The sequence below is a fragment of the Proteiniphilum sp. genome, from assembly GCF_034331125.1.
GTDB lineage: Bacteria > Bacteroidota > Bacteroidia > Bacteroidales > Dysgonomonadaceae > Proteiniphilum > Proteiniphilum saccharofermentans.
Genome location: NZ_JAXQGC010000006.1, coordinates 153,668 through 170,144, shown reverse-complemented (window position 1 = coordinate 170,144; position 16,477 = coordinate 153,668). Strand labels below are relative to the sequence as shown.

Sequence of the window (16,477 nt, the reverse complement as noted above, 5' to 3'; positions counted from 1 at the left end):
AAAAGTATCATTTTTTTTGAGATAATTAGTATCCGTGAGGGTTGAAATCAATGGTGGAAAATCATAACTTTGCACTGCGTTGCGAAAGGATGCAACTGATAAATAAAAAATATATGTACAATTGGTTTGAGTGCAAGATAAGATATGACAAGATGCTGGAGACCGGCATGCAGAAAACAGTAACTGAACCCTATCTGGTAGACGCGTTGTCGTTCACCGAAGCGGAAGCAAGGATTATAGAAGAAATCAAACCTTTTATTTCGGGTGAGTTTTCGGTGTCCGATATTAAACGGGTGAAATATACTGAATCGTTCTTCAATGAAACGGGCGACCGTTACTATAAGGCAAAACTTTATTTTATAACGCTCGATGAAAAGAGCGGCTCGGAAAAGAAAACAGCCGTCAATATGCTGGTGCAGGCTTCCACGTTGAAAGAAGCTGTGGAAATTGTGGAGGGGGAAATGAAAAAGACCATGATCGATTATGCCATTGCCTCGGTAACCGAGACGGCTATCATGGATGTTTTCCCTTATGGCGAAGAGAAAAATCAAAATCAAGAGTAGTGTCTATACGATCCCATATCGATGATTTACGGGAAACCGTCCCACCAGATGTGACACTGGTTGCGGTTTCCAAATTCCATCCTGCTGAGACGGTTAGGGAAGCCTATGATGCCGGGCTTCGGGTCTTTGGAGAGAGTAGGGTGCAGGAGTTGGTAGCCAAGAAAGAGCAACTCCCCGGAGATATAGAGTGGCATTTTATCGGTAATCTGCAACGGAACAAAGTGAAGCAGATCGCACCTTTTATCTCCCTTATCCATAGCCTCGACAATGAGCGGTTGATGCTGGAGATCGAAAAGCAGGGAGCGGCCAACAGAAGGATTATTTCCTGCCTATTGCAAATCCATATTGCCGAAGAGGAGACCAAGGCCGGTTTCTCGCCCGGAGAATGCCGCCAATTCCTTGAAGAGGGTAAATGGAAAGCATGCCCTCATGTACGGATTGCCGGAGTAATGGGTATGGCTACTTTTACCGATGATGTGGATCAAGTGCGCGACGAGTTCCGGCAATTGAAATTATTGTTCGACGAATTTAAAACCGGTTTTTTCCGACACGACACCGCTTTCAAAGAAATCTCCATGGGAATGACAGGCGATTATCCGGTCGCTATTGAAGAAGGAAGCACCATGATACGGATAGGAACCCTGATCTTTGGTGACCGCTAAATCCCTCCACAACCAAATTCCAATATATTTCCGATATAAGTTATTGATTTTATCGATAAAATGCCTATTTTTGTTGATTATAATTTTTTTGAAAAACATAGTATATTCATGGTCAATTTAGAAACAACCTTTGCAGGGTTACGGTTAAAGAATCCGTTAGTAGCAGCGAGTAGCGGTCTTACTAATTCAGTAAAAAAAATTAAAGAGTTGGAAAATGCCGGTATAGGGGCTATTGTGTTGAAATCACTATTCGAGGAGCAGATCGAGAATCACTCCGAAAAACTTTCCCAGATCGCTGATTATCCTGAAGCGGCTGATTATATCAATACATATATTGAGATGAATCATATGGAGAAGTACCTTGATCTGATCCGTTCAGCCAAAAAAGAGTGTGACATTCCCATCGTAGCCAGCATCAACTGCTATAAATTAAGCCGTTGGGTTGAATTTGCCAAGACCATTCAGGATGCCGGAGCCGATGCGATTGAACTTAACCTGTTTGTATTGAACGCAGGAGAATTGGGAGATACTTATCTGGAGGACTCTTATGTGAATATTGTAAGAGAATTGAGGAAGATTATCCGTATTCCTGTTGTAATAAAGATGGCCAAGAATATCAGCAATCTGCCAGGACTCGTAGGGAAACTGAAAGCGTTGGGTGCGGGCGGAGTAGTACTCTTTAACCGTTTTTATCAACTCGATATTGATATTAAAAATCTGGAAATCACCTCCGGGCCGGTATTCAGCAATCCTTCCGACTTCAGTGATACTCTTCGCTGGACAGCCATTGTTTCGGGTCGGGTGCCGGATTTCGACATAGCCTGTTCCTATGGAGTGCACTCATGGGAAGATTCTGTCAAGGGAATTCTGGCGGGAGCAGGAGCTATTCAACTCTGCAGCCTGCTTTACGAGCAGGGTCTCGACGTGATAGAAGATACTCTTATGTGTATGGAAGAGTGGATGCTCCAGAGCAACTATGAACGCATAGATGATTTTAAGGGTAAGTTGAACTATGCCAACATCAAGGATTCCGCCCTCTACGAACGGGTACAATTCATGAAATATTTCTCCAGTTACAAGTAATATAAGAAGATGAACATCCAACAATTAGAATATATCATCGCGGTAGATAATTACCGCCATTTTTCCAAAGCTGCTGAAGCCTCTTTTGTGACTCAGCCTACATTGAGCATGATGATCCAGAAACTGGAGGAGGAATTGGGAGTGAAAATATTCGATCGCTCCCAACTTCCGGTACAGCCGACCGATATAGGTGCACGGATTATTAACCAGGCTCGTATTGCGGTAGCCCAGGTAAGTCAGATCAAGGAGATTATCCAGGAGGAAAGGGGAATTGTGAAGGGTGTCTTCCGTTTGGGTATTATTCCTACCGTGTCGCCCTACCTGTTGCCGAAGCTGATGCAGGTTCACCGCGAAAACCGACACGATGTACGTATCGTTGTTTCCGAATTGACCACTGACCAGATACTGAAAGGACTTTCAAACGATTCACTGGATGGAGGTATTCTGGCTACACCCCTGAAAGAACCTTCCATCAAGGAATATCCGATCTATTATGAGCGGTTTTTCGCTTATGTTTCTCCGTTGGAGAAAGCGTTGTTTGCCAAAACGGCACTCGATGAAAGCGACCTGAATTCCTCCGCACTCTGGTTATTGGATGAAGTACACTGTTTCAGAACCCAGATATTGCATTTGTGCAATCTGAAGAAAAAACGTGGCTCCAACAATTCCATCTTTTCCTATGAAGCCGGCAGTATTGATACATTAATCAATATTGTGGATCAGAATGAAGGGCTTACGGTTATTCCGGAGATGGCACTTGCCAATATGAGTGAGAGGCAGAAAAAGAATGTACGTCCTTTCAAAAATTCCACTCCGGTACGTGAGATCAGCCTGATCACCCGCCAGGAGTTCCTGCGCGAACGAATGATCGGTATCATTACCGACGAAGTGAAATCGGCAGTACCCAAATCCTTCCAGGATTCGGCAATGAAGAAATACGTCGTGCCGTTGTAATGCCCACTCGCTATAACGAAACAAAAAAGAAATGTTCTTCTCGGACGGAAAAATTTGTTAGATTAGCCTAAATTTGTACTTTTGTGATTCATGAGTGGTGAAACAAGATGAAATTGACATTCAGAAATAGCATATCCAAACAGATCGCCCGGTTGTTAATTGTGGTGCTCGGTCTGTTTATCCTGAATAATGCTGTTTTTTTGCATGCCCACCGGTTGCCCGACGGACAAGTCATCTTACATGCTCACCCGTATAAAAAGAGCCAGGATCCTGCCCCTATTAAAACACACCATCATACGGCAGCGGAACTGTTTGTTTTGGCTCAACTTCAGTTTCTGTTCTTTGTTTTAATTACGCTGTCCGCTACTGTCCTCAGAATTGGCTACAAAAGGGTTTTCTCTTCTATTTACCCGTCACTACATCTTAAATACTTTGCAAAATCAAGAGGACGTTCCCCACCCACTCTATTTGGGATGGATTTACAGCCTTTGTAAATTTTCTTTTTTTCATCAGAAACGGTTATTGGCCGTGTCAGGCTTGTGTTTTCTAAGCTACGGGAAAGGCTTGTTTTGCACTACACACATGATATGGCTTTGTGTTTATCATTTGCGATGAAACTCAAACATCCCTTATCTTTGGTTCTTTATATTTAACTATGTTGATTTTCGGTTATCAGTCGACGTGGTTCATTAAAATTAGACTATTTCTTTCAGACTTTCTTAATTTATTCTGCTATTTCCATAGTTGGGACTATTTGAGTCACTTGCTACTCGATTATTAGTTCTCTCTATGGCATAATGCGGACAGGTTTACACTTTATTTTAAAAGACAACATACAATAAGTTTTAATAATCATATGAAACCGACATGTTTAAAATATTCACTGAAGTAGATATTTCCTCGCTATGGCAGAAGACAAACTTGTTTGTCTTCTGTTCATTTAGCTTAACGGAAATATTCATTAAACACCCGAAGGGAATGATTATTTTGAACATCAAAGGTTCCATATACCGAAATAAAACAATAAAATAATCATATGAAAAAAATTATATTAATTACAATAATCCTTTTTATTACTGTGGTTGCGGGAAAGGCGCAAGCACATGCAGGCACAGATGCCAATATCGTAGGTGATGTACAGTGCGGGGGGGAACATGTTCCCTATGTGACTGTATCGATAGATGGAACGACCATCGGTACTTCGACCGATGCTACCGGACACTTCCAGTTAATAGACCTGCCGATAGGGGAATTGACCGTACGCGTCAGCGGAATCGGCTACAAGAGCGTAACCAGGAAAGTAACTACCAAAGCCAACACTACCGAGGAGATCAAATTTGTGATTGAGGAGGATCGCTTGCAATTGGAAACTGTTGTGGTTACCGCCGACCGTAACCAGACCAACCGTGCCGAGGCGCCGGTTGTTGTCTCGTCTATCTCTCCGGAGTTAATGGTGCGTACCCAGTCGGTGAATATAGCCGAGGGACTCTCTTTTACACCGGGGCTTCGTACGGAGACCAACTGTCAGAATTGCGGTTTCACCCAGCTGAGGATGAACGGGTTGGAGGGTCTCTACACCCAGATACTATTGAACAGCCGCCCGGTATTCAGCGGGCTGTCCGGTGTATATGGGCTGGAACTGATCCCTACCAATATGGTGGAGCGGATGGAAGTGGTGCGCGGCGGCGGATCGGCCCTCTTCGGGGGGAATGCTATTGCCGGAACGGTCAACATCATCACGAGGGAACCGGCCAGGAACTCATTCAGTGTTGAAAGCCGACTCGGAGCGATCAACGTGGGTGGGCGTGAAGGCTCTAATACGAAGGCAGACGCGCAGTTGAACGTCAACGCATCTGTAATCAGCGACGACCGGAAAACGGGAGGCTATATATACACCATGTTGCCCGTGCCTCCTATTATGGAGCAGAGCAGGATCCTAACGCTTATGGAGATACGAAAGGGCTGACTTCTTCGGTAGGGGCTCAGTACAACCTTAATAGCGACTGGTTTTTGTTTGCACCCTCTACTACTGTCTTCGGGATTGATAATACCAACGACAATCTGCATGACGTGAAGCTGGGTGCAGAAGGAGAGGAGAACACCAAACTCGCCGACCAGACCGTGAATACGTTGGGAACTTTCGTGCAGCAGGATTGGAAATCGGACAAGGTAAACCTTTCTCTGGGTCTTCGTTATGACTACTATCGGATCAAAGATACGGAAAGCGTAAGCGATGACCCCAAGGGTGGAGTTTGGGTACCTCGTGTGGGCTTGCTCTATAAGCTGACACCCGATTTGCGTTTCCGGGTAGGGTACGCCAGAGGTTATCGTGCCCCACAGATATTCAATGAAGACCTTCATATCGACCTGGTAAATGCCACACGGGTGGAAACCCGTAATTCTCCCGATCTGAAACAAGAGACCTCCAATGCTTTTACTGCCTCTTTCAACTCGGTATTCGATTGGGGAGGGACCTATCACGATTTTCTGGCAGAAGGGTTTTATACACTGTTGAATGACCCGTTCGCCAATGAGTATGCGCTGATTGACGAGGATGATGAGTCGCGTGGTTTTTACTACGAGCGGGTGAATGCCGAAGATGGTGCTTATGTTTCCGGGATCAATCTCGAATTGAAGTCGCTTTTTTCCACCCAGATAGAAACGCAACTCGGATTTACTTTCCAGGCCAGCCGCTATAAAACAGCACAAGCCTGGGGTGAAGAGGACGAAAGTGTCTCACGAAATTTTATGAGAACTCCCAACCAGTATGGTTACGCGACTTTTATCTGGAAACCGACACATCACCTCAATGCATCCTTCTCACTCAACTATACCGGCCCAATGGATGTGCCCCATTTCGGCCTTTCTGCCGATGATTTTGAGGGCGCTGAACGGGAGAGAGTCGAGACTGCTATCAACAATGGTTACATCATCGAAGGCGAGAGGTTAGAGAGAACCCGCAGTTTTCTCGTGGCGGATCTGTTACTCTCCTATGATTTCCACTTGGGTAAAGAAACGACGTTGGAGTTCTTTGCCGGCGTGAAGAATATCTTCAACCAGATACAGAATGATTACGACAGAGGTGTTTACCGCGATGCCGCGTATATCTACGGCCCTTCCCAGCCGCGTACCATCAACGTTGGTTTCCGGTTCGGGAATTTGTAGGCTTATCATACTCCCGGCTATTTGTCGGGAATATATCTGTTTTATCCGGGTTTTTCTCCCTTTTACCGGGAGGAACCCGGATAAATGTTATGATCTCTTATCATCTCATCTATTTTTTATATTACTTTTGTAATAGAAGTATGCATATTCCGATTCCGATTTTTCAAAAAAGAATTGAATCGGAAATTTGTTGGCTTATTTATGGATATACAGACAATTATCGACAAATATTATAAAAAGGGAACAAAACTCTATGATATTTATATGTCCCATGTGACGGATGTGACAAATAAGTCCCTTTCGATTGTCCAAAAGCATCCGGAATTGGCAGTAGATGTCCGGTTTATTGAGGAGGCGGGTATGCTTCATGATATCGGTATTTTCCTGACAAAAGCGCCACATATTGCCTGTGAAGGCGGTTATCCCTATATTTGCCACGGTTATCTGGGACGTGAATTGCTTACAGAAGAAGGTTATCCCAAACACGGATTGGTGTGTGAAAGGCATACTGGTACCGGATTAAGTCTGGAGACCATTATCAACCGGAAATTACCGGTTCCTTACAGGGATATGCGCCCGCAGAGCCTGGAGGAGAAAATTATTTGCTTTGCCGATAAGTTTTTTTCGAAATCACAGTTGGGGAAGGAGAAGCCGTTGAAAAAGATCAGGCAGAGCCTTGCCAATCACGATTCGCATGACGTGGAAGTATTTGATGAATGGTGTGAACTTTTTCTTTGAGATCGGTAAATACTTCATTTTTTTATTTTTGGCAAACTATTTGCAGTGTTAGAAGTGGAAAGGTGAGAAAGTGTCTGGGTACCTGGGTGCCTAAGTGTCCGGGTACTTAAGTTGTCACTTTTAATTATATGAACGAAATCAAATAAAACAACTATATGGGTAATAACAATCAATCGAATAAAGATCCCGAAGAGTTCAACGAAAAGGAGTTCTACGACCGGGGCGAGTCTGTCAACGGTGAAGGCGGAGACAAAATGTCAGATGAAGCCGAAGAGGTAAATGCGGCAGAAGATACGGTAGAACAACCGGAAACGGACGAGAATGATCTTCAGCATAAATATGATGAACTGAACGACAGCTATCTTCGTCTGAATGCCGAATTCGACAATTTCCGGAAACGTACGCTGAAGGAGAAGGCTGACCTGATCAAAAGCGGCGGGGAGCGCGTCTTGCTTGATATTATAACTCTGGTGGACGATTTTGATCGTGCACTTGAATCATTACATAAGACGGAAGACAGAGAAGCCATGTTGGAAGGGATGGATCTTATCTATATGAAATTTGTCGCTTTCCTGAAGCAACACGGAGTGAATGAGATCGAAGCCATCGGACAGCCTTTCGATGCCGACAGTTTTGAGGCGATAACTACTATTCCGGCGCCGGAAGCGTCACAGAAGGGAATAGTGGTGGATTGTATCCAGAAAGGATACCGGCTGAACGATAAGATTATCCGATTTCCGAAAGTAATTGTGGGAGAATAAGATGGCGGCAAAAAGAGATTATTATGAAGTATTGGGAGTATCCAAGACTGCTACTGCCGACGAGATAAAGAAAGCCTACCGTAAAAAAGCCATTCAGTATCACCCCGATAAAAATCCGGGTGATAAAGAGGCGGAAGAAAAATTTAAAGAGGCTGCAGAAGCATATGAGGTGTTGAGCGATGAGCAGAAGCGTGTCAGGTATGACCAGTTCGGACATGCCGGTGTAGGTGGCGCTGCTTCGGGCGGCTTCGGCGGTGGAGGTATGTCGATGGAAGATATTTTCTCCCAATTCGGAGATATCTTTGGCGGCCATTTTGGCGGCTTCGGAGGTTTTGGCGGCTTCGGCGGTTCCCAGCGGGGAAGAAGGGTGAACAGAGGGTCGGATCTTCGTGTTAAGGTGAAATTGAATCTGAAAGAGATCCTTAATGGCGTGGAGAAGAAGATCAAGGTAAAGAAATATGTCTCCTGTTCCCATTGTAATGGTAACGGGTCTGAAAACGGCAATTCTACCTCTACGTGTAGTACCTGTAATGGTTCGGGAGTGGTGACACGGGTGACAAATACCATTCTGGGACAGATGCAGACTTCTTCCACCTGTCCTACCTGTAACGGTGAAGGTACGACTATTACAAAAAAATGTTCTTATTGCAATGGTGAAGGAATTGTGCGTGATGAAGAGATACTCTCAATCAGGATACCTGCAGGTGTTGCCGAAGGAATGCAACTGTCCATGTCAGGAAAAGGGAATGCTGCACGCCGGGGTGGAATTAATGGCGACCTGCTGATTGTTGTGGAAGAAGAACAGGATCCCGATCTTATCCGTGACGAAAATGATGTGATATATAATCTGTTTCTCAGTTTTCCCATGGCTGCCCTTGGAGGTACGGTGGAGGTGCCCACTATCGACGGAGTCGCAAAAGTAAAAATCGAACCGGGTACGCAACCGGGTAAAGTATTACGTTTACGTAATAAGGGACTTCCTTCAGTAAATGGATTCGGCAAAGGTGACGAGCTGGTCAATGTAAACGTTTATGTACCGGAGAACCTGAGCGACAAGGAACGGAAGTGGCTGCAGGAAATGGATAAGTCGGAAAACTTTATCCCATCTAAGACGGAACGGAGAAAAGTGTTCGATAAATTCAAAAGAATGTTCGATTAGTATTATCTTTATAAAATTATTATGGGATCTTAATGGTTAGGTGTCGATGGCCACTCCGGATAGCAGATATATCATACATGAAATCACTCCTTTATCGGATAAGGATTGCTTTTATATTGCTGACCGGAGGAAATCGGAGTTCACCTATCCTTTGCATTCCCATAGTGAGTTCGAGATCAATTATATTGAAAATGCCGAGGGAGTAAGGCGTATTGTGGGAGATTCTGTCGAAATTATCGGCAAGTACGACCTTACACTTATCGCCGGTGAGGATCTCGAGCATGTCTGGGAACAGCACCAATGTACTTCCAAGCATATCCGGGAGATAACCATTCAATTCTCCAAAGATCTTTTTTTCGGCAATTTCATCCATAAGAACCAGTTCGACAGTATCCGCAAGATGCTCAACAGCGCTCAGAAAGGGGTTAACTTTCCGATGGAAACCATTATGAAGATCTATCCCATGCTCGATACGCTTTCCGCCGAAAAATCGGGATTTCATGCCGTAATAAAGTTGTTGACCATCCTGTATGAACTGTCCTTATGCGATAATTACCGTACATTGGCCAGTACTTCGTTTGCCCATATCGATGATAATTCCGATAGCCGGCGCGTACGAAAGATACATGAATATATCAATAACCATTATAAAGAGGAGATACGGCTCGAAGACCTTGCAGGTATTATCGGCATGACTCCTGTAGCTTTAAGTCGATTTTTTAAACTAAGATCCGGAAAAACAGTGTCCGATTATATCATCGATATCCGCTTGGGCCATGCCGCAAGGATGCTGGTCGGCACCACCAATTCCGTTGCAGAGATCTGTTACGATTGCGGATTTAACAATTTATCGAATTTTAATCGTATTTTTAAAAAAAGAAAAGGCTGCTCCCCTAAAGAATTCCGTGAAAGTTACCGGAAAACGAAAATGATCATCTGATACTTTCTTTCGCAGTTCATTACTTTTTTTCTTTTCCTATATGTAAGTCTATTGGAGTTTTATGATGCAGTAAGAAAAGTATCATTATGGGATAAGATAATACTTGAAATTACATGTCCGCATATCTACTTTTGTAACATAAATGTAGCTTTTTTTAATTTTTATAATAGTCCACATTGTATGAAAAACATTTTTATGTTATGTCTGGCTCTGATAACGAGCATATCATTGATGGCACAACAGCGCAGGATTACCGGAACTATTGTCGATAGTAAGGATAAAATGGCGATGATTGGTGCTAATATTATGGAAAAGGGGACATCAAACGGTACTGTAACCGATATTGATGGGAATTTTTCTCTTACAGTCGCATCTTCCGGATCCGTCCTGGTTGTTTCGAGCATAGGATATAAAACGATGGAAGTTCCTGTGGGAACCCAAACTTCATTGAACCTCGAGATGGAGGAGGATAGTGAACTGTTAGACGAGGTTGTGGTGGTCGGCTACGGAACAATGCGAAAGAGCGACCTTTCCGGTGCTTCGGTATCGGTTGGGGAGGATGCCATCAAAGGATCGGTCATTACCAACCTTGATCAGGCATTACAGGGGCGCGCCTCCGGGGTAACGGCCGTTATGACTTCCGGTGCTCCGGGGTCATCTTCTTCCATTCGTGTACGCGGGCAGGCGACCATCAATGCCGGGGCTGAGCCTTTGTACGTTGTTGATGGTGTTATCGTGCAGGGCGGTGGCCAGAGCGGCGCCGACTTTGGCCTGGGCGACGCGTTGGGTAACGGGTCGGTTTCTACCATTTCTCCGCTATCCACCATTAATCCCGCAGATATTGTATCCATGGAAATCCTGAAAGATGCTTCGGCAACGGCCATCTACGGGGCGCAGGGGGCTAATGGTGTGGTGTTGGTTACTACCAAACGCGGTAAGGCGGGAGAAGCCAGATTTACGTATGACGGTATGACCGCGGTACAGCGCCAGACAAGGCGGTTGGACATGATGAATTTGCGTGAGTTCGCGACTTACTACAACGATCTGGTTTCGACAGGACAGCTTGAGGAGGACAACGATTATGCGGATCCTTCCCTGTTGGGAGTAGGAACGAACTGGCAGGATGCCATCTTCCGCACAGCCCTGCAGCATCAGCATCAGATATCTGTACAGGGGGGAACCGAAAGGGTGCAGTATTACGTTTCAGGTTCGTATATGGATCAGGATGGGACACTGATAGGATCGAATTTCAGTCGTTACTCGTTCCGTGCCAATCTGGATGCCCAGTTGAAAAAATGGTTGAAAATGGGATTAAGCGCTACCTATTCCGCGACGGATGAAGACCTGAAGCTGGCTGACAGTGACGAGGGAATCATTAATTATTCCCTTCAGACCATCCCCGATATGCCTATCTATAATATCGATGGAAGCTATGCAACCATTGTACAGGAGGGTTATACAAATCCGAACCCGATAGCGTTGGCGATGATGGATGAAATCCTGTTGGGACGACAGAAACTGTCAGGAAACATCTTTTTCGATGTGACGCCCGTCAAAAATCTTACCTGGCATACAGAGCTGGGGTATGACATCAGTGCATCCAAAGCCGAGCGCTATAAACCGATGGTCGATCTGGGTGCATGGAAACGTGCAAGTAATGAAAGTCGTATTCAGAATAACAGGAGTACATACTGGCAGTTAAAAAACTACCTTACTTATGCCGGAAATATAGAGGATCATTCTTTTACGGCGATGATCGGGCAGGAAGCCTGGGAGGCTCGCTATGACTTTACCAGTGTGTTTAATACCGGCCTTCCTTCCGATGAAGTCCACAATCCGGCCCTGGGGACCGGAACGCCAACCATTAATGCAGGGTTCGGGAGTTCGGCCATGGTTTCAGTCTTTACCCGTTTGAACTATAATTATGCCGATCGCTATCTGGGAACCTATACCTACCGCCGCGACGGTTCATCCAACTTCGGCCCCGAAAACCGTTGGGCCGGATTCCACTCGTTTGCCGCCTCCTGGCGTTTCTCCAATGAAACGTTCTTTGAACCCCTGACAGGAGCGGTCAGTAACGGTAAATTACGCGTCGGATGGGGACAGACCGGTAATTCCAATATCGGCGGTTATCTGTGGGGTACCAGTATTACCCGTATGCCATCCGGCCTGGGGATGGGGTATCGCCCTTCCAATATACCCAATACGGGTGTTAAATGGGAATCGCAGGAACAATGGAATGTCGGTCTCGACCTGGGTTTCATCCGCGATCGTATAAATTTGATAGTCGACTGGTACAAAAAAGAGTCCAGTGACATGTTGATGCCCTTGCAACTGCCTTCCTATATGGGCACGTCGGGCAATGCTTCTTCGGCGTTGGCTGCACCCTGGGGTAATTATGGCAACATCGAGAATAAAGGGTTGGAGATCTCTTTGAATACCCGTCCCATCGTGGGCCGCTTTGAATGGGATTCGGATTTCCAGATCTCATTCAATAAGAATAAACTCAAAGGGCTTGCCGGTACAAGCAACGCGCAAATTGTCGGGTACGGTCAATGGACGGATGTTGTCAGTGTGTCTACGGTAGGTGAGTCGCTTTACAACTTTTACGGTTACGTGACCGATGGTGTTTACAAAGATCTGGAAGATCTACAGAATTCTCCGAAGCCTGCAAAATATCCGGCGGACGGCGTGTTCAATCGCTCCAACACAGTGTGGGTAGGCGATATTAAGTACAAAGACCTGAGCGGTCCGGAAGGGGTTCCCGACGGTGTGATCGACGAGCATGACAAAACCAATATCGGTTCCCCCATGCCTAAGTTTACATTCGGATGGACAAATACGTTCCGCTATAAGAATTTTGACCTTTCCGTCTTTATCAACGGTTCGTATGGGAATAAAGTGTTCAACTATCTCGGGATGAAACTTACGCGCATGAACTCCGCATGGACCAACCAGTTGAACTCGATTGCCGATCGTGCCATACTCGTGCCTGTTGATCCCGATAAGGTTTATGCTGAAGGTACTAACTGGTATGACGATGTGGCTAATGTAAAGGTGGCAAATCCTGAAACATCTATTCCGCGGGCTTCCATCCAGGATCCCAACGATAATGACCGCATCAGTGACCGTTACATCGAGGACGGGTCGTATATCCGCTTTAAGAATATCGCTTTGGGCTATACATTCCCGACCGAAACCATAAAGAATTGGGGATTGCAGAATTTGCGTGTATATGCCAATATTCAAAATCTATGGACGATTACCGGCTACAGTGGCTATGATCCCGAAATCGGGGCAAGTACCGCCAGCCAGAATGTATTCGGCCTGGATAACGGACGCTATCCGTCCCCTACCGTTTTCTCGTTTGGTTTAAACATTTCATTTTAAGTGCCCAAATAAAATAATCGTATGAAAATAAAAGATATTCAATATGTAGCCCTTGCCTTTGTATTCGGGATCGGGATGTCTTCCTGTGAAGATTTCCTGGACCGTCCGACCGAAGACAACTACAATGAGGCCAATTTTTATCAGAATGATGAACAGTGTATACAAGGGGTCAACTATCTTTATAATTCCCCCTGGTATGATTTCCAACGCGGTTTTATCAAAGTGGGAGAAGTCCTTTCCGGTAATTACTATATGGGTAACAGCCCCTATCTAACCTTTACCGTAAACGGGACAGACGAAGATCTGGTGAACATGTCCTACTCCCTATGGGCTGTGAATGGGCATGCCAATACGGTGTATAACCGACTGAAGACGGCGAAGGCTTCGCAGGCGACTATCGATGCCTGTATGGGAGAGGCCCTGACCTGGAAAGCGATGGCTTACTTCTATCTGGTTCGTTCGTTCGGGGCAGTACCCATTATCCACGATAATACAGACGAACTGGTCAACGGAACCTATAACAATAAATATAAGGTGGCGGTTCCGGACGTATATGAATACATTGTCATGACCCTGGAAAAAGCGATCGAATTATTACCCGAAAGTGCGTCCGCGGGACGTATCGACCGTTATTCAGCCGAGGGTTTGCTGGCCAAAGTGTATCTGACCAGATCCGGCGTCGGACAGTCCGGTTCCCGTAACCAGGACGACCTGGATAAGGCGGCCATGCATGCCAAAAATGTGATCGATCACTCAGGACGTAATCTCCTCGAAAATTATTCCGACGTGTTCCGTCTTGAAAACAACAAAAGTGAAGAGTCGCTCTTGGCCTGGCACTGGTACCCCACCCGTGATCCCTGGACAGCCCAGAATACATTGCAATCCGACCTGGGAATGAAGGGGTTCAGCGAATTTGGCGATACCTGGGGAGAATGGGGCGGCCCATCCGTCGATTTGCAGGATGCTTTCGGCGTCAGTGCGCTTCAGTCGCCCGCCGACCGTTACGAGACGGATACCCGCCGCAAAGCCTCGATGATGATGATCGGGGACAAATACGACTATTTCTGGAAAGACAAAGGCGGTTTCGATTACCTGAGGTTCTTGTATGACGCGGAATACGGCGCGGGAGGCCCCGGACAAATGGCGTCTCCTACCGGATCCAACAGCGTGAAGCATTTATACGGGAATAACAATGACCATATAGCCGGACTGGGCCTCTCGGCCGGAAATATGGTCAGCGGGTTAAGCACACATATTTTACGTTTGTCCGATGTATATCTGATCTATACTGAGGCAAAGATCGGAAACAGCGCTTCCACGACCGATGCCGCAGCGATCGATGCATTCTATGCCGTGCGCAGCCGTGCCGTGGCGACGTATGAGCGTCCCGCATCGGTTACATGGGAAGACGTCTGGAAAGAGCGTCGTCTCGAACTGGCTTGCGAAGGGGATCGCTGGTATGATTACGTGCGGTTGTCTTATTATAATCCCCAACGCGCCATCAATGAATTGAAAGCCCAGCGCCGTGACGTATACTATGGATTAGACGCCTTATATAAGAAATATTTCGAGGATGGATCATTTACCATTACCGGTGACCAGAAGTATAATGACAATCCGCAGATACCGAATGTAACGGTTTCCAGCTTTACCTTGCCGTTCCCTACCGAAGATGTGGTTTTCAATCCGAACCTTATGGAAGACCCGGTTCGCGTGGATGTACGTAGTGAATTTAGTTATTAATTATAATGCTGTGAAAAGATGAAATATAGGATGAAAAATATCAGTCGGCTTTTTGCTGTAAGCGCTATGGTGCTGTTGGGCACCGTGATGACTGCGTGTGTTGACGAGCCGGATAAATACGAAGTGGCGGACGGCCTGCCTACTGTAAAGTATGTGAGAATGACAAATCCCGCCGTGGCTGATTCTTTGATTGACGGCGCTTACATGGCAAATACCATCTGCCTGGTGGGCGATAACCTGCGTAGTATCTACGAACTTTACTTCAATGATCAGAAGGCCATCCTGAATACGAGCCTGATGACGGACCATACGGTGATTGTGGATGTTCCGAAAACCATCCCTGCCAATGTGACCAATAAAATCTATATGGTCAATATCAATAAAGATACCGTCGCCTACGACTTTAAGGTGCTGGTCCCTGCTCCCCAGGTCAGGTCCATGTCGAACGAATATGCCAAACCGGGAAGCGTGGCTACGATTTATGGCGATTACCTGCTGGACGATGCGAATGTCCCGTTAGAGATCAATTTCCCCGGAAACGTGGCCGTGACGGAGTTCCTGAGTATCAGCAAAACGGCTGTCCGTTTTGTGGTTCCTGAAGGTGCGGAACTGAGCGGGAATGTGACGGTGAAATCCATTTACGGTACAGGGCGTTCCAATTTTCACTATATGGATGCCCGCGGTTTCCTGTTCGACTGGGACGGGATAAAAGGCTTGGCTTCCGGACACGGTTGGAGAAACGGTGTTGTATCCAACTCAACCGAAGGCATTGAGCCGCTGGACGGTAATTATCTGGTTTTTAGCGGAAACCTTGATAATACGGCCTGGCCCGACGAGGATCGCCAATCGTTCAATTACTGGCCTGAACCGACTGCTGGTTATCCGGAACTCTCTACCCTGTTCGATGCCGAGGAATGGAGGACGCTCCAGCTCAAGTTCGAATGTTTTATCCCGGCAAGTACTCCCTGGACGACAACCAGCTTGCAGATGATTTTTACCAGCAATGCTAATGTGACATACGCCACAGGCAATAACGGGTATATCGGAAATGATGAAATACCCAGGGGGTTGTGGACGCCATGGCTCGAAACAGGCTCTTACGATACCGCTGATGAGTGGGTTACCGTTACGGTCCCGTTGAGCAATTTCATATACACCCGCTATGGGGCGGCCAGTGCAAACAGTCTTGACAAGGATTCGTTCACCGGATTGACGTTCGTCCTTTATGCCGGGCCGCAAAATGCCGGAACCAACGGCCCTATACTGATGGGGATTGATAATATACGTGTAGTTCCTGCAAATTAATGTTCCAATGATAA

14 protein-coding genes are annotated in these 16,477 nt (G+C 46.0%); all 14 read left to right on the top strand.

The window, feature by feature from the left end; genetic code table 11:
* Window positions 1-113: 113 nt before the first annotated feature.
* Window positions 114-563, top strand: coding sequence for a DUF4494 domain-containing protein (locus tag U2P89_RS02085; protein WP_076932317.1), 450 nt, complete (start codon window positions 114-116; stop codon window positions 561-563).
* Window positions 563-1,225, top strand: coding sequence for a YggS family pyridoxal phosphate-dependent enzyme (locus tag U2P89_RS02080; protein WP_322190488.1), 663 nt, complete (start codon window positions 563-565; stop codon window positions 1,223-1,225). Before U2P89_RS02085 ends, U2P89_RS02080 begins: the two co-directional genes overlap by 1 nt.
* Window positions 1,226-1,333: 108 nt before the next feature.
* Window positions 1,334-2,308 carry a dihydroorotate dehydrogenase-like protein gene (locus U2P89_RS02075; RefSeq protein ID WP_092024666.1) on the top strand — a complete coding sequence of 325 codons (975 nt, stop codon included), beginning with the start codon at window positions 1,334-1,336 and terminating at the stop codon, window positions 2,306-2,308.
* Between the two features lie 9 nt (window positions 2,309-2,317).
* The gene (locus tag U2P89_RS02070; RefSeq protein WP_091907544.1) at window positions 2,318-3,262 is read left to right on the top strand and encodes a hydrogen peroxide-inducible genes activator; all 945 of its coding nucleotides are present in this window, start codon (window positions 2,318-2,320) and stop codon (window positions 3,260-3,262) included.
* A 107-nt stretch (window positions 3,263-3,369) separates the two neighbouring features.
* Window positions 3,370-3,756, top strand: a complete 387-nt coding sequence (locus tag U2P89_RS02065; RefSeq protein WP_091907546.1) for a hypothetical protein — start codon at window positions 3,370-3,372, stop codon at window positions 3,754-3,756.
* Between the two features lie 542 nt (window positions 3,757-4,298).
* Window positions 4,299-5,228, top strand: coding sequence for a TonB-dependent receptor (locus tag U2P89_RS02060; RefSeq protein ID WP_322190487.1), 930 nt, complete (start codon window positions 4,299-4,301; stop codon window positions 5,226-5,228).
* On the top strand, window positions 5,114-6,427 hold the full coding sequence (locus U2P89_RS02055) for a TonB-dependent receptor (protein WP_322190508.1): 1,314 nt from the start codon (window positions 5,114-5,116) through the stop codon (window positions 6,425-6,427). Before U2P89_RS02060 ends, U2P89_RS02055 begins: the two co-directional genes overlap by 115 nt.
* A 201-nt stretch (window positions 6,428-6,628) precedes the next feature.
* Window positions 6,629-7,165, top strand: a complete 537-nt coding sequence (locus U2P89_RS02050; protein ID WP_322190486.1) for an HD domain-containing protein — start codon at window positions 6,629-6,631, stop codon at window positions 7,163-7,165.
* Window positions 7,166-7,320: 155 nt separating this feature from the next.
* Window positions 7,321-7,926 carry a nucleotide exchange factor GrpE gene (locus U2P89_RS02045; protein ID WP_322190485.1) on the top strand — a complete coding sequence of 202 codons (606 nt, stop codon included), beginning with the start codon at window positions 7,321-7,323 and terminating at the stop codon, window positions 7,924-7,926.
* A 1-nt stretch (window position 7,927) separates the two neighbouring features.
* Window positions 7,928-9,085, top strand: coding sequence for a molecular chaperone DnaJ (gene dnaJ, locus U2P89_RS02040; protein WP_322190484.1), 1,158 nt, complete (start codon window positions 7,928-7,930; stop codon window positions 9,083-9,085).
* A 46-nt stretch (window positions 9,086-9,131) separates the two neighbouring features.
* A complete protein-coding gene (locus U2P89_RS02035) occupies window positions 9,132-10,025 on the top strand; it encodes an AraC family transcriptional regulator (protein WP_322190483.1) in 894 nt (297 codons plus the stop codon).
* Between the two features lie 195 nt (window positions 10,026-10,220).
* Window positions 10,221-13,415: a SusC/RagA family TonB-linked outer membrane protein gene (locus tag U2P89_RS02030; protein ID WP_416188604.1), complete on the top strand. Its 3,195-nt coding sequence runs from the start codon at window positions 10,221-10,223 to the stop codon at window positions 13,413-13,415.
* Window positions 13,416-13,436: 21 nt separating this feature from the next.
* Window positions 13,437-15,158 carry a RagB/SusD family nutrient uptake outer membrane protein gene (locus U2P89_RS02025; RefSeq protein WP_322190481.1) on the top strand — a complete coding sequence of 574 codons (1,722 nt, stop codon included), beginning with the start codon at window positions 13,437-13,439 and terminating at the stop codon, window positions 15,156-15,158.
* 30 nt (window positions 15,159-15,188) lie between these two features.
* Window positions 15,189-16,463: a glycan-binding surface protein gene (locus U2P89_RS02020; protein ID WP_322190480.1), complete on the top strand. Its 1,275-nt coding sequence runs from the start codon at window positions 15,189-15,191 to the stop codon at window positions 16,461-16,463.
* The last annotated feature ends 14 nt before the right edge of the window (window positions 16,464-16,477 follow it).